Genomic DNA, 14378 nt, shown 5'->3' with positions numbered 1-14378 from the left:
GCGCTCCATTCGCACGACAGGCGAAGAGTCCGCCGTCGCGATATGAACACCTCGGCGTCCCTCCGACGCGGACACACCCCACTCCCTTCAGGATGAGCTCCATGCGTGCCCTGTTGACGCTGGCCGCGGTGACACTGGCCCTGGCGGCCTGCAGCAACGACAAGCAGACACCGATGCCCGGCCCCTCGGACAGCGCGGACGAGGGCGACTGGAAGGACACGGGCGCCTTCGCCGCATGCAAGGTGGACACGGCCTCCAATGCCTGCGGAAGCCAGGGCAGCTTCGACGCGAGCGGCTGCACTCCCGGAGGGCTCGCGACGCTGGAGCTGGACGGCGTCTACACCCTTCACGTCCGCGCGAGGAACCCTCGCTACGGAAACAACTACAGCTTCGCGCCCCTGTCCATGCGGCTGGCCCCCACCGGCACCCAGTACGCCGGTGGACTCAACCTGGACACGCGCCTGGTGGGTGTCGCTGGCGGCAACATCTTCCTCTCCGCCTCGCGCACGGAAGGCACGAACGGCGTCCGTCGCCGCTCGTTCCTGGGCTGCCAGTCTCCAGAGCCCGGACGGCTGCAGGGTTGCTTCGTGGAGTGCCTCAACGGACGATTGGAGGGCGAGGGAACCTTCGACGCGAAGAAGGTCACCGTCCCCACGGACGAGCCGGAGTCCTCCGGCCTGGAGCGGGTGTCGGAGACGCCTGTGACCACGGGCCTGCCCGTCGACGTGTACGTCACCCACGGGCACGCCTATGTCGTCTCACTCGGCGGCGGCCTCTTCGTCTACGACGTCAGCAACCCACGGCAGCCCGTGCTGACGGAGCACATCCAGCGCACCAATGACACGTACTGGAACGGCGTCTGGTCCCACGGCGACGCGCTCTACGTGGCCAGCGGCGTGCGCGGAGTCATCGTCTTCGACCTGACCGACCCCGCCCATCCCGTGGAGGCGTTCGCGACGGGCGGCTCCCGCACCAACGTGCACACCGTGTTCGTGAACGAGAACACGCTGTTCGCCGCCTCGCCCGCGCCCACCGGCGAGGTGCTCCTCTACGACGTCACCCAGCCCCTGTCCCCGCAGCTGACGGGCACCTTCCAGGCCGCGGGCTTCGACGCCGCGAGTTCCTACGGGCCGCACGACATGTTCGCCTTCGAGGGGCGGCTCTACGTCAACTTCTGGCGCGCCGGCTACGTCATCGGCGCCCTGACGCCTGGCGGAGCGCCCAAGCAGCTCGGCTCCTACCGCTACGCGCACTCCACCAGCCACGCGAGCGCCGTCGCCCGCTACGGCGAGCGCATCATCGCCTTCGAGGGCGGCGAGGACTGGGGCGCGCACCTGCGCGTGCTCGACGTGACGAACCCGGCCTCCGTGAAGCTCATCGGCGAGCACCGGATGCGCGAACACATCTCCATCCACAACATGGTGCTGTCCGGGACGAAGCTCTACGTCGCCTGGTACCACGAGGGCGTGCGCGTGCTGGATGTGTCCACTCCGGAGGCTCCGCGCGAAGTCGCCCACTACAACACCTTCCGGCCGGACGACGTGGGCCGGGGCGAGAGCTTCTACGACGGCGCCCTCGGCATCCGCGTGCCGGGCGACGGCTACATCTACACGGTGGACTCGTCGCGCGGACTCATCATCCTGCGCGAGACGACGCCCTAGTCCGCGCGCTTCTTGCGCGGCGCCTTCTTCGGGGGTGGAGAGAGGATCTCCACCTCCACCGGCGGCTCCACCTGGACGGCGGGGCCGGCGTCGTTCACGGCGGCGGGAGGCTCCGAGGCCTTCAGCTCCACCCGGTCCTCCAGCGGCACGCGCCCCACGGAGCGGCGGAACAGCTCCCACAGCGCCCGGTGCCAGTCCTCGCGGCTCGTCGTGCCCGTCACCACCAGACCCGCGCCGCTGTAGCTCGCCGCCAGGCCCAGCGGCTGGAGCGCGGCGACTATCGAGGCGAGCTGCTCCTGGAGCGCCGGCACTTCGAAGGTCAGCTCCAGCTCCCTCGCCACATATGCGTCCGTGCGCACCACCTCCAACAGCGCGGCGCGACACGCGGCGTCCTTCACCGTGGCGGTGAGCGCGCGCTCCGCGCCCTGCGTGGCCTTCAGGTCCGGACACGCCTTGCGCGCGGAGGCCAGCTTGGGCGTGACGTCTTCGGGAGGCGGATTTCCCACCGTGAGGCGCCACACCGCGAAGCGCCCCTCCGCGAACAGGAGGAGGAGCGTGCGCCCTTCCTTCTGACCGCTGAGCAACAGTTCATTCGTGCCCGGGAGCACCTCGACGCTGGCGATGGAGGCGTCCTCCACCTCCACCCAGTCCACGGCCGCCAGCTTCTGGATGCGCTCCTTGCCCGCCTCCAGGGGTAGGACCAGATCCACCGGCCACGCGCCAGCGACGGCGGGGACGAGGAGGGCCAGAAGTGCTCCAAGGGAATACACGCGAGCGGGCATCGGGGCTCCAGCGGGGTGGAACGGACCCTTAGCACGGGTTAAGAACGGGCCTCTATGCCTACCTGGGCCCTCTGGGTCGCCTGCCTGGCGCTGTGCTTCGTCAGGTCTCTGGTCGCCGCGGCGGAGTCCGCGCTTTACGGAACCTCCGACCTGCGCGCCCAGGAGCTGGCCGAACAGCATCCGGGCGCGTCGAGCCGCCGCGTCCTCCGCCACAAGACGGAGCGTGAGGCCACGGCCACCGCGCTGCGCCTGGGCACGCTGCTGAGCGGGTTCCTCGCCGCCGCCATCGGCGCCTTCGTTCCTCCGCGCATGCTGGACCTGACGCGCTACGGCGAGGCCGCCTGGCTGCCGGTGGCCACCGTCGCCGCGGGCGCGCTCTTCGTCGGCGTGCTGGCCAGCCTCATGGAAGTCACCATGCGCGGGCTCGCCAACGCCAACCCGGAGCGTTGGGCGATGCGGCTGTCCGGCGTCGTGTCGCTGCTGGTGGCGGTGCTGTATCCGCCCATGCGCTTCGTGCTGGGCGTGCTCAACCTGGTGGCCCGCACGTTCGGCCGCACGCTGCGCTTCGAGCCCCCGCCTCCGCCGCTGGAGGAGCTGGAGAAGCTCCTGGCCGCGCAGGCCGCGAAGAACGAGGTCGACAAGAGCGCGCCTCAGCTCATCCGCTCCATCTTCGAGCTGTCCGACAAGCGCTGCCGCGACGTCATGGTGCCGCGCACGGAGGTCGTCACGGTGGACAGCACCATCACCTCCGAGGATTTGCTGCGGCTGCTCGCCGAGGAGAACCACTCGCGCATCCCCGTGTACCGGGACGACGTGGACCACATCATCGGCGTGCTGCACGCGCGCGACATCATCCCGCTGCTCCAGCACCCGGAGCTCATCGTCCTCCAGGACATCATCCGCCCCGCGCACTTCGTGCCGTGGATGAAGCCCATCGGCGACCTGCTGCGCGACATGCAGAAGCGCAAGATTCACATGGCCATCGTCGTCGACGAGTACGGCGGCTTCATGGGAATCGTCACGCTGGAGGACATCCTTCGCGAAATCGTCGGCGACATCGGCGACGAGTTCGAGGTGGAGGAGAAGCAGGTGGAGAAGATGGCCGACGGCAGCTTCATGGTGGACGCCGCCATGGAGGTGGACCGCTTCACCCAGGCCTTCGGCTTCCCGCTGCCCGAGGGCGACTTCGACACGCTGGGCGGCTACCTGTCATCGCTGGCGGGACACCTGCCCGACGTGGGCGAGCGCTTCACCTACAACGGCTGGCAGTTCGTCGTCTCCAACAAGGAAGGCGCCCGCATCGACCGCGTGCGCATGTCCCGAATCAAGACCGCCACACCCGGCAAGGACCCCCGCCCCAAGGAGCCTCGCTCGGAGTCCACCGCCGCCAAGTCCTGAGCGGCACGGCTCTCGGTCGCCTCGCGCCTGACAGCGGCGCGGGCACCAGCGCCGCGACGAGCCCCATTCACGTCAGTCGACCGCGCCCTCGAGCGGCGGCACGTGCGTCAGCTTCTGCGAGCCCTGCACCCGGAAGGCCGCGCGTCGCTCGGTGCGACCGAAGCGCAGCACCACCCCACCGCGCACGCGCACCGGCACCGCCGCCTCTCCGGTGACGGCGATGACACGCTCGGCGGCCAGCGGGAAGAGCACGCGCAGCGGAGCCTGGCCCTCGGGAGGCAGCGCCGCGTCCACGTGCTGCTGCCCCGTGGCGACGCGCCGCCCGTCCACCCACAGCTCGAAGTCCACCGAGGTGAGCGTGGCCGTGTCCGACGACGACGGGTTCTTCACCTGGAGCCCCACGTCGAGCACGCCCGAGCCGTCCGCGTGGAAGTCCACGTTCAGCGACTCGACTCGCACCGCGTCGTCATACGCGCGCGGCTGGAAGGGCACCGCGCCCAGGCACCCCGAGCCCACGAGGGCGGCCCCCATCAGCACCGCCAGCAGCTCGCGACAGGCGCGCATCAGCCACCCAGCAGGGGCTGGAGCGCCTCCACCGTGAGGGGCCAGCCCGCGCGACGGGACAGCGCCTCCAGCGCCTTGATGAACTCCGCCGCCGTCTGGAAGCGCCGCACCCGGTCCGCGAACAGCGCCTTGCGCACCACCTGCACCGCGTAGTCCGGCAGGTCCGACGTCACCGACGACAAGAGCGGCACCCGCCCGTCGCGCACCCGGTGCATCAAGTCCGACTCGTTGTCCCCGGTGTGCAGCCGCCGGCTGGCGAACAGCTCCCACAGGATGATGCCCACCGCGTACAGGTCCGTGCGCGCATCCACCGCCTGCCCCAGCACCTGCTCGGGGCTCATGTACGGCAGCGTGCCGCGCAGCGCACCCGCGTCGCCGCGCATCATCCCCTCGACCTCCGCCACGCCGAAGTCCGTCACCTTCACGTCGCCGTTGATGCCCAGCAGCACGTTGGCCGGATTCACGTCGCGGTGGACGATGGTGGCGCCGTTCTCCCCCACCTTCGCCCGGTGGATGTAGTCGAGCGCCTTGAGCATGCACCAGGCGATGTAGCAGGCGGACTCGGGCGGCATCGCCGCGCCGGCCTTTATCAACAGCTCCTGCATGTAGCCGAGCGTCCGGCCACTCACGAGCTCCTGCACCATCAGGTAGTCCGGCCCCGCCTTGAACAAGCGGAACGTCCGGACGATGTGCGCATGTCTCAAGCGCACCGTCAGCTTCGCCTCGTCGACGAAGGCCTTCACATAGGCCGTGTCGCTGCGAAACGACGGATGCAGTCGTTTGATGACGACTTCGTCCGGCTCGCCCGGCGAGCGTTGCGTCGTGGACCGGGCTTTCGCCTGGTACACCTCCGCCATGCCGCCGACAGCCAACCGGCCGACTACCTCATAACCACCCAGGTCCGGAGCTTCCGCCACGGCACAAGCCTACTGCGATTTTCCATCCGCACCCATTAATCAGCAACGAGCCCTGAATACAGGGCGTCGTACCGGGTGGCGGACGCATCCCAGGAAAAGTCCTTCTCCATGCCACGACGCCGGAAATCCGCGAGCCGGGGCGGGTCCGCGTAGAGGGAGAGGGCCCTGCGGAAGGCGGCCAGGAGCGCGGTCCGGTGGAAGGCCTCGAAGAGGATGCCGTTGCCGTCCAGCCCGCCCTCCACGGTGTCCACCAGCCCGCCCGTGGCCCGGACGATGGGCACCGTCCCGTAACGCAGGGAGTACATCTGATTCAGGCCGCACGGCTCATACCGGCTGGGCATCAGGAAGAAGTCCGCCCCCGCCTCCACCAGATGTGACAGCGCCGGGTCGAAGCCCAGCTGCACGGACACCTGCTTCGGGTAACGGGCCTGCAACGCGCGCATCCCCTCTTCCAGCGGGCCCTCGCCGCTGCCCACGCCCACGAAGCGGATGTCCGCCTGGAGCGCGGAGGGCAGGGCCTCCAGCAGCAGGTCCATGCCCTTCTGCCACGCCAGCCGGCTGACGATGGCGAACACCGGCGCGTCACCCTCCGGCAGCCCGAAGCGCTGGAGCAGCTCGCGCTTGCACACCGCCTTGCCCCCCAGCTCCCGGGGGCTGAAGCGCGCGGGGAGGAACGGGTCCGTGGCCGGGTTCCACTCGTCGGTGTCCACGCCGTTGAGGATGCCGTGCAGCCGGTGCGCGCGGCGGCGCAAGAGGCCGTCCAGGCCGTAGCCCTGCTCGGGCGTCTGGATTTCACGCGCGTACGTGGGCGACACCGTGGTGAGCGCGTCGGCGAAGACGAGGCCGCCCTTGAGCAGGTTGACGGTGTCGTAGAACTCGAGGCCCCCCTCGGAGGAGAACAAGTCCCACGGCAAGCCGAGGTCCGCCATCACGTCCTTGGGGAACTGGCCCTGGTACGCGAGGTTGTGGATGGTGAACACGCTCTTCGCGCGCGCCAGCGCGGTGGACTGGAAGCCGCGCCGCAGCGCCACCGGGACGAGCCCCGTCTGCCAGTCGTTGGCGTGGATGATGTCCGGCGCGAACCCCAACCGCTGGGCGGCCTGGAGCGCGCCCACGGACAGATAGGCGAAGCGCCGCGGGTTGTCGCCGAACTCGCCCCACGCGTCGCCGTACAGGCCGTGGCGGTTGCCGAAGAAGAGCTCGTTCTCCAGGAAGAGGACCTCCAGCCGCTCCGACACCCGCGCGGAGAGGATGGGGCCACCCTGCTCTCCGAAGGGGAAGCGAAGCTGGAGCGACTGCCCCGTGGGCGACAGCCGCCCGGCGTCCCTCAAGTCGCGGTAGCGCGGGGTGACGACCTTGACGTCATGGCCCAACGCGGCGAGCGCGACGGGCAGCGCCCCCGCCACGTCTCCCAGGCCTCCCGTCTTGGAGAACGGCGCCACCTCCGAGGAGATGAAGAGAATCTTCATGTGACAACCATGACGGTTGCACGGGATGAGTCAACCGCGAACGTGCGCGCCCTTCCCCCGTCCCTTATGTTGCGCCCGTGCTGATACCTCCCGACCCCATCCAGCGATTCTCGGACCTCTTCGAGCGAGCCAAGAAGGTCGTCCCGGTGGACCCCAACGCGGTGGTGGTGGCCACCGTGGGCCCCGACGGCCGCCCCAGCGCGCGCGTCGTGCTGCTCAAGGACTTCGACACGCGCGGCTTCGTGTTCTTCACCAACCACGAGAGCCGCAAGGGCCGCGAGCTGCTCGCCCACCCCTTCGCCGCGCTGTGCTTCTACTGGCAGCCGCTGGACGAGCAGGTCCGGGTGGAGGGCCGCGTGGAGGTCGTCTCCGACGAGGAGGCGGACGCGTACTTCAAGAGCCGCGCGCGCGGCAGCCAGGTGGGCGCGTGGGCCAGCCTCCAGAGCCAGCGGCTCGGCGCGCGCGACGACCTGGAGACGCGCGTGGAGGAGGTGGAGCAGCGCTACGCCGGGAAGGACGTGCCCCGGCCTCCGCACTGGTCCGGCTTCCGCGTGGTGCCGGACCGCATCGAGTTCTGGCACGCCCGCGTCAGCCGCCTGCATGACCGACACGTGTACCTGCGCGAGCCGGATGGCTGGCACGCGCAGATGCTGTACCCGTGACGCGTCCGCGTCGGCTACCAGGGCACCTCTTCACCCTGGTAGTCGAAGAAGCGACCGCTGTGCTCGGCGCGCAGCCCGTCGATGATGTTCAGCATGCCGCGCACCGAGTCGCCCGGTGGCAGCGGCGCATCCGGCCCGCCCATGTCCGTCTGCACCCAGCCGGGGTGGAGCAACACGGAGACGATGCCCTGGCCGCGCAAGTCATTGGACAGGTTGCGCACGCCCATGTTCAGCGCGACCTTGGACATCCGATAGGCATACGCGCCGCCCTCGTTGTTCGCCGCCAGCGAGCCCATGCGAGAGGTGACGTGCGCCACCTTGCGCGCGACGCCGCGCAGCAGTGCGGGCAACAGCGCGCTGGTGACACGCAGCGGCCCCAGCGCGTTGACGGCGAACGTGCGCACCACGTCCGCGTAGTCCACGTCCGTCAGGGCGCACCACAACCCCGGGACTCCCGCGTTGTTGATGAGCACGTCCACCGGCTCCTTGCTCACCGCCGAGGCGAAGGCCCTGACACTCTTCTCCTCCGCCACGTCGAGCGCGTGGATGCGCAGCCGCCCCGCACTGCCGCGTGTCAAAGGCTCCAGCCGCTGAAGTCCCTCCTCGGTGCGCACCCCGGCGTCGACGATGTCGCCGCGCTCGAGGAGTTGGTGGACGAACTCGAAACCAATGCCCCTGCTCGCTCCGGTGATGACGTAGCGCATACCCTTCATTAACGCGCCGAATGGTTGTCCTTGGCAAAACACGGAATGTTGACGAGGACTGAGTGCACGCTGGTCACCGGAAAATTTGATTCAGGAGGGACAACCGATGACTGTCGCCGTCGTAGGAGGTGGGATTTCAGGTCTGGTCGTCGCCTGGCGATTGCGCTCACGCGGTAGGGATGCCGTTGTCCTGGAGACAGCTCCCCGGCTCGGCGGGGCTGTGGGCACCCGTGAGCAACAGGGCTTCCTCCTCGAGACAGGCCCCAACAGCTTCCTGGACCGCGAGCCAGCCACGCGAGAGCTGGCATCCGCGCTGAATCTGGAAGACAAGATTCGCGCGGCGGACCCCGCGGCGAAGCGACGGTATGTCTACACGCGAGGCCGGCTGCGCTCGGTGCCCGCCTCCCCGCCCGCGTTCCTCGGCTCGGACATCCTTCCCCTGGGCGCGAAGCTGCGTGTCCTCGGCGAGCTGTTCAGTGGCCGCGCGGCGACGGGCGTGGACGAGTCCCTGGCGGACTTCGGCCGGCGACACCTGGGCCGCACCGCGACGCGGGTGCTGCTGGACGCGGTGCAGACGGGCATCTTCGCCGGAGACGTGGAGCGGCTGAGCGTGGGCGCCACGTTTCCGCAGCTCGTGAAGCTGGAGCGGGAGCATCGCAGCCTCATCCTCGGCGCCATTCAAGCGCAGCGCGCCCAGCGCAAGGCCCTGCCCGCGGGCTCGACGCCGAAGCTGAGCGGCGCGCTGAGCACCTTCGCGGGGGGGCTGGGGACACTCATCGACACACTGGGCGCCTCGCTGGGGGACGCCGTGCGCGTGGGCGCCACGGTGGAGGGGCTGTCGCGCGTGGACGGTGGGTGGCGACTGGCGGTGAGCGAGCAGGGACGGCGCGCGGAGCTGGACGCGAGTCAGGTGGTGCTGGCGGCGCCCGCATACGTGACGAAGGGCCTGTTGCATCCCCTGGACGCGGAGCTGGCGGCGCGCGTGGGCGGCATCGAGTACGCGCCGATTGCGGTGGTGCACCTGGGCTTCGACGCGGGGACGACACCCGCACCGGACGGCTTCGGCTTCCTCGTCCCTCCGGCCGAGGGGCGGCGCCTGCTCGGCTCCATCCACGCCTCCACCGTGTTCCCCTTCCGCGTGGAGGCGGGCCGCGTGCTGTACACCTGCATGGTGGGAGGCGCGAAGCGGCCGGACCTGGTGGGCCTGGACGAGCCCGCGCTGGTGGCCCTGGCGCGCGAGGAGCTGAAGGCGCTCGCCGGTGTCACCGCGACGCCGTCGCTCACGCAAGTCTACCGCTGGCCCCGGGGCATCCCCCAGTACACGGTGGGGCACCTGGAGCGGATGGCCGCCGTGGACCAGGGGCTCGTCCGCTGGCCCGGGCTCCACCTGACGGGCAACGCCTACAAGGGCGTGGGGCTCAACGACTGCATCCGCAACGGGCTGCTGCTCGCGGACGCGCTCGTGGCGGCGGGGCCCTGAGCGCGACTGCTCGGCCCCGGGAAACGACTGTCCAGCGAGGAGCGGCCAGCGCGGCGCCAGGGGCACGTCAGACTGGGCAGGCATGCTGCCCAGACTCAGGAGCCCGCAATGCTCACCCTGCCCACGCCCCTCCTCGTCCTCGCGGCCATCGTCCTCTTCCCCGTCGTCCTGGCGGGCAGCATCCTCGTCGACGCCTTCGAGGTGGAGCTGGAGGAGCAGCCCGCGCGGTGAGGACTCCGAGGGTGTAGGCTCCCGCTGGAGCATGTCGGAGAAGCCAGAAGGGTCCATCGTCCGCGCCACGCTGCGGGCCCTCGCGGAGCCCCGCAGGCTCGTGCCCATCCTCCTGGTGTCCGCGCCCCTGGTCGCCGCGCAGACGCGCTTCAGTCACGAGCCGCTCGCGCCCCACCTGGGCGTGCTGATGTGCCTGCTCTTCGTGGCCGTGGCCCCCGTCTCCTACCGCGTCCTCTTCCCGGGCGGGCTCGACTTGAGCCATGGCGGCGTGCGCGTGTTGATGTACGGCACCGTGGGCAGCGGCGTGGTGCTCACCTCCGGCTTCGTGGTGCCGAAGCTTCTGGGCATGGGGCCCACCTTCCTGACGCAGCCCACCAACCTCATCGTGTGCAACGCGCTGTTCCTCGTGGGCGGCTGGGGCCTGGGGCGGGACATCGGCTTCGAGGAGTCGCTGGCGAAGGAGCGCGCCCGCGCGGCCCGCTTCGCGCTGGAGGCGGAGCAGGCGCAGTTGCTCGCGCTGCGCAGCCACCTGGACCCGCACTTCCTCTTCAACACGCTCAACGCCATCGCGGAGTGGTGCCGCGAGGACGGCGCCGTGGCCGAGGCCGCCGTGCTGCGCCTGTCCACCATGCTGCGCTCGGTGCTCGCCGGCGTGCGCAAGGCGACGTGGCCGCTGTCGGAGGAGCTGGCGCTGATGCGCACCCTCTTCGACTTGCACCTCCTGCGAGACCCGGAGCTGTTCCAGCTCGCGCTGGAGGTGTCGGCGGGCGCGGAGAACGTGCCGGTGCCGCCGCTCGTGCTGCTGCCGTTGGCGGAGAACGCGGTGAAGCACGGCCCGGCCGCGGGCCACCGGGGCCTCCTGTCGCTGGGCGTCCGCGTGCGCGAGCAGGACGTGGAGGTGGCCATTGAAAACCCCGGCGCCTCCAAGGGTCCACGCGAAGGCAGCGCGGGCCTGCCCACCGTGGAGCGCCGCCTGGCCCTGGCCTATGGCGACCGGGCGCACCTGGCCCTGAGCAGCGAAGCGGGCCGCACCCGCGTCACCGTCACCCTGCCCCGCTCGGGCCCCCTGCCTGGAGTCGTCACGTGAGCCCACCGCTGCGAGTCCTCATCGCCGATGACGAGCTGCTCGCCCGCAAGCGGCTGTCGCGCCTGTTGGGCGCCCTGCCCGACGTGGAGGTGTGCGGCGAGGCCGCGGATGGAGAGGCCGTGCTCGCCGCGGTGCGCGCGGGCGGCGTGGACGTGGTGCTGCTGGACATCCACATGCCCGGCCTCAGTGGACTGGATGCGCTGGCCCTCCTGCCCGAGGGACGCCCGCGCGTGGTGCTCTGCACCGCTCACGCCGAGCACGCCGTGGAGGCCTTCGAGCACGGCGCCGTGGACTACGTGCTCAAGCCCGTGGAGCCCGCGCGCCTGCAGAAGGCCCTGGAGCGCACCCGCGCGCGCATCGAAGCCGACGCCCGCCCACGCGACACCACGCCGCCTCCCGAGAAGGCAGCGCCGCTCCGCGCGTTGCCACGGCTGCCCATCCCCACGCGGCAGGGCATCGTCCTGGTGGACCCGGAGACCATTTCCCACGCGTCGCTCGATGACGAGCTGGTGACGGTGTTCACCACGCAGGGCGAGTTCCTCACCGACTTCACCCTCAACGAGCTGGCGGAGAAGCTGCCCGAGGAGCTGTTCCACCGCGTGCACCGCAGGGCGCTGCTCAACCTGCGCCACGTCGCGCGGCTGGAGCCACTGGAGACGGGGGGCTACCTGGCGCGCACGGCACGGGGACACGCGGTGGAGATCAGCCGCCAGTCCGCTCGGGAGCTGCGCAAGATGCTGGGTTTGCGTCGAGGCGCCGAGGACGAGGGCTGAAGAAGTCCCCCGTGAGGTTTGCCGCGGCGAGAGAGGGCCTCCATTGCCCCTCATCCCCGCGCGCGGCCATTCAACCTCTTCTCACGGCCCGCCACCTGACTCCCACCTCGGAGTCAGCCCTGCTCACGGCGCGCCCAGCTCGCGCCGCGCCTTGACCTGCTACTGCACGCTCACTTCGACCCGGACGTCGCGGCCGTTCACCTTGCGCACGAAGGTGACGGTGCCACGCTCGGTCCACTGCGGAGAGGTGCCCTTGCCCAGGCTGTAGGCGGACGCGACGCCAAGGTCCTGGTTGAAGCTCACCACGCGGACCTCGCTGTCGCTCGTCTGGGACGTGAAGTAGACGATGATGCGGCGGTCATTCGGCGCCCACTGCACGCCGGTGCTGCTCGCGGGCGTGGGTACGAAGGCCGGGTCCGTGGAGCGGGGACCGCCCCTGTTCGTCACCTGGTCCAGGTCCTTGCCGTTGGCCTTCACGCTCCAGAACGAGGCCAGCCCCGAGCGATTCTTCGACTGGAACAGGATGCGCTTGCCGTCCGGCGTCCACGACGGGTCCAAGTCATCCTGACCCGACGTCAGCTTGTCGTCCTTGCCGTTCTTCACGTTGTAGACGTGCAGCTCGGTGCGCGTCACCGCGTCGCCCACGTTCCACGAGTCCGGCAGCTTCGCGTAGACGACCTCGCGGCCATCCGGAGACACCGACGGCGCGCCGCTGCGCTTCGCCACCAGCGTCGACCGGCCATCCTGCACCGCGTACAGCGACTGGCTGCCCGTGAGGTAGACGATGATGCGGCGGTCCGCGACGAGTCCTTCCGTCTCCAGGGCACCGGCCTGCTCCACCACGACAGCGTCCCGCGCAGAAGCGGTCTCCTCCAGTTCCGCGGGGCCGCACGCGGCGAGCGCCAGGGAAGAAGCCATCCACATCGCGAGGGTCCTACGACGAGCGACACTTCGACCTTCATTCGGATGCATACGGTCCTCTGTGTGAAATTTCCGCTGCTGAGTACGAATAGTGACAAACCAGTCTGACCCGCACTCACGGGTATTTCACGTCAGAAGACGGGAACAATCCACCCGGTCTCAACTCAGTCGGGATTGACCCGCTGAGTAGCTGACGAGGCTGTCTTGCAGCGCGTCACCGCGTCACGAACAAGGACGGTACACGCGCTGCGTCGTCCCCGAGGACTTCCGAAAGAACCTGGTATGCAGGAGTAGGGAGCGTGAGGCCGGCACGCGCACAGCGGGCAGCCTCATCCAATGTGCGTGCGGGCGTGGTGCAGTAGGACTCGCGCCAGTGCTCCCGAAGCGTCTGGGCGAAGCGCGCGCTCATCTGGTCCACGCGCTGCTCGAGCCAGGACTCCGGCGAGGTGAAGTTCGCCCGGCTGGGGGAGACGTCGCCGGGGCCGAAGCTGACGTCGTGCTCGTAGGCGGACTCGGAGAGGTGGTCCTGGAGCACCGCCGACATGGCCCCACGCTGGACATCCAGTACGCCCGAGGACGACAAGGTGAGCTGGTGCTCCACCGACAGACGCAGCGCGTGAAACTCGAAGGTGCGAGCTACGTCCCTGTAGCGCGTCACGGCGACGGTGAAGCTGCGCGTGTACGTGTGCACCTTGGTCACCTTGCGCGTCTGCTTCTTGCCGTCCTTGTCCGTGTACTCCTCCTCCGTGTCGTAGGGCACCTCCACCGTCTCCGTGCGCTCCTCGTGGTCGGTGTAGGGGACCTTCTCGGTATAGGGGGCGGTCAGCTCGACGGAGCGGCTGTCGCGGAGCGTGGCGAAGCGGCCGCCCAGCGACAGCTCCGGGCGGTAGCGCGCGGCGGGAGAGAACCAGGGCGAGGCCTCGAAGGCGTGCGTGAGCTTGCCGCGCAGCAGGTCCATGCGCGCGGAGTCCAGCCCCATCACCTGGCCCGTCCACGTCGGTGACGCGGTGAGCTCGGGGGCCGGAGGCGGCTCGGGGGCGAACTCGCGCCAGTGACGGCAGTAGCGCGACACCAGCTCCCGCCAGTGGGGTGCATCCTCGGAGGGCACGTCGCGCAGCCGCTGGCATCCGTCCTTGCCGCTCTGGAGCACCACGGACTCCATCTCCCGATGGATGACGACCATCTCCTTGTGCGCCAGCAGCGGGCGCTTGCGCGCGAGCGACTCCTCCGCGGTCAGCGCGAGCCCCTGCCTCGCGGGCGTGCTGATGGTGAGGCGCAGGTGCTTGTGCGTGCCCTCCATCTCCTCCAGCAGCGAGCTCTCCAGGCCACCGTTCAGCTTGGAGTTCCACTGCGCGCGGCGGTCCAGGAAGCGCAGGAGGTCGTCCTCCGCCTTCTCGTCGATGCCCTCCAGCCGATAGCGCCGGGCGTTGCCCAACAGCTGTCCCAGCGCCTTGCCGCGCAGGCCGTCGCGCTCGTTGACGAGGTCCTTCTCGAAGGGGCTCTTGGTGACGAGCTCGTCGTAGATGGCGGCGGCCTCGTCGAACTGGCCGTTGCGAGCCAGCTCGTCGGCGCGACCGCGCAGGGTGGAGCAGGCACTACCAAGGACAACGAGCAGCAACAGCGACGGGAGGAGTCGGAGCATGAGCGCGGAGGCGGGGTGCTCGGTCGCTGACGCACCGGGCGGGCTGATATTCAACCCGAGACCGGCCTCCTCGCAATGCACAACCCG

At 69.9% G+C, this 14378-nt stretch carries 14 protein-coding genes; 7 read left to right on the top strand and 7 right to left on the bottom strand.

The window, feature by feature from the left end; genetic code table 11:
* Nucleotides 1–101 precede the first annotated feature (101 nt).
* Nucleotides 102–1661: an LVIVD repeat-containing protein gene (locus tag ACN469_RS02415; protein WP_498763738.1), complete on the top strand. Its 1560-nt coding sequence runs from the start codon at nucleotides 102–104 to the stop codon at nucleotides 1659–1661.
* Here ACN469_RS02415 and ACN469_RS02410 read toward each other — a convergent pair.
* Entirely contained in the window at nucleotides 1658–2443 is a 786-nt protein-coding gene (locus tag ACN469_RS02410) for a hypothetical protein (protein WP_498763736.1), read from the bottom strand. The two genes, ACN469_RS02415 and ACN469_RS02410, sit on opposite strands and share 4 nt — an antisense overlap.
* A 54-nt stretch (nucleotides 2444–2497) precedes the next feature.
* Between ACN469_RS02410 and ACN469_RS02405 the strand changes: the two genes are divergently transcribed.
* Nucleotides 2498–3841 carry a hemolysin family protein gene (locus ACN469_RS02405; RefSeq protein WP_498763734.1) on the top strand — a complete coding sequence of 448 codons (1344 nt, stop codon included), beginning with the start codon at nucleotides 2498–2500 and terminating at the stop codon, nucleotides 3839–3841.
* Between the two features lie 72 nt (nucleotides 3842–3913).
* On the opposite strand, the gene ACN469_RS02400 is transcribed toward ACN469_RS02405, so the two are convergent.
* From ACN469_RS02400 to glgA, 3 genes are read right to left on the bottom strand one after another with little or no spacing between them, the layout of a single operon-like run.
* Nucleotides 3914–4405 (bottom strand): LEA type 2 family protein, encoded by a 492-nt coding sequence (locus ACN469_RS02400; protein WP_498763733.1) that lies wholly within the window; start codon nucleotides 4403–4405, stop codon nucleotides 3914–3916.
* Nucleotides 4405–5322: a serine/threonine protein kinase gene (locus tag ACN469_RS02395; RefSeq protein ID WP_498763731.1), complete on the bottom strand. Its 918-nt coding sequence runs from the start codon at nucleotides 5320–5322 to the stop codon at nucleotides 4405–4407. The genes ACN469_RS02400 and ACN469_RS02395 overlap by 1 nt, the downstream gene beginning before the upstream one ends.
* 35 nt (nucleotides 5323–5357) lie before the next feature.
* Entirely contained in the window at nucleotides 5358–6791 is a 1434-nt protein-coding gene (glgA, locus tag ACN469_RS02390; RefSeq protein WP_498763729.1) for a glycogen synthase GlgA, read from the bottom strand.
* 77 nt (nucleotides 6792–6868) lie between these two features.
* Between glgA and pdxH the strand changes: the two genes are divergently transcribed.
* Complete coding sequence (gene pdxH / locus ACN469_RS02385) at nucleotides 6869–7453, top strand: pyridoxamine 5'-phosphate oxidase (protein ID WP_498763727.1); 585 nt, start codon at nucleotides 6869–6871, stop codon at nucleotides 7451–7453.
* 14 nt (nucleotides 7454–7467) lie between these two features.
* On the opposite strand, the gene ACN469_RS02380 is transcribed toward pdxH, so the two are convergent.
* Nucleotides 7468–8157, bottom strand: a complete 690-nt coding sequence (locus ACN469_RS02380; protein ID WP_498763725.1) for an SDR family oxidoreductase — start codon at nucleotides 8155–8157, stop codon at nucleotides 7468–7470.
* A 106-nt stretch (nucleotides 8158–8263) separates the two neighbouring features.
* On the opposite strand from ACN469_RS02380, the gene hemG reads away from it, so the two are divergent.
* The 4 genes from hemG to ACN469_RS02360 all read left to right on the top strand — a co-directional run bounded on the left by hemG (nucleotide 8264) and on the right by ACN469_RS02360 (nucleotide 11728).
* Nucleotides 8264–9637, top strand: coding sequence for a protoporphyrinogen oxidase (hemG, locus tag ACN469_RS02375; RefSeq protein ID WP_498763723.1), 1374 nt, complete (start codon nucleotides 8264–8266; stop codon nucleotides 9635–9637).
* Nucleotides 9638–9745: 108 nt separating this feature from the next.
* Entirely contained in the window at nucleotides 9746–9868 is a 123-nt protein-coding gene (locus ACN469_RS02370; protein WP_498763721.1) for a hypothetical protein, read from the top strand.
* Between the two features lie 31 nt (nucleotides 9869–9899).
* On the top strand, nucleotides 9900–10955 hold the full coding sequence (locus tag ACN469_RS02365; RefSeq protein WP_498763719.1) for a sensor histidine kinase: 1056 nt from the start codon (nucleotides 9900–9902) through the stop codon (nucleotides 10953–10955).
* Nucleotides 10952–11728: a LytR/AlgR family response regulator transcription factor gene (locus ACN469_RS02360; RefSeq protein ID WP_498763717.1), complete on the top strand. Its 777-nt coding sequence runs from the start codon at nucleotides 10952–10954 to the stop codon at nucleotides 11726–11728. The genes ACN469_RS02365 and ACN469_RS02360 overlap by 4 nt, the downstream gene beginning before the upstream one ends.
* Nucleotides 11729–11887: 159 nt before the next feature.
* On the opposite strand, the gene ACN469_RS02355 is transcribed toward ACN469_RS02360, so the two are convergent.
* Both ACN469_RS02355 and ACN469_RS02350 read right to left on the bottom strand, forming a co-directional pair.
* Nucleotides 11888–12646 (bottom strand): TolB family protein, encoded by a 759-nt coding sequence (locus tag ACN469_RS02355; RefSeq protein ID WP_498763715.1) that lies wholly within the window; start codon nucleotides 12644–12646, stop codon nucleotides 11888–11890.
* Nucleotides 12647–12863: 217 nt separating this feature from the next.
* On the bottom strand, nucleotides 12864–14345 hold the full coding sequence (locus ACN469_RS02350) for a hypothetical protein (protein ID WP_498763713.1): 1482 nt from the start codon (nucleotides 14343–14345) through the stop codon (nucleotides 12864–12866).
* Between the last annotated feature and the right edge of the window lie 33 nt (nucleotides 14346–14378).

The sequence above is a fragment of the Corallococcus terminator genome, from assembly GCF_049194865.1.
Lineage (GTDB): Bacteria > Myxococcota > Myxococcia > Myxococcales > Myxococcaceae > Myxococcus > Myxococcus terminator_A.
Note: the sequence above shows the minus strand (reverse complement) of the source record. Positions and strands in the feature narration are given on the sequence as shown.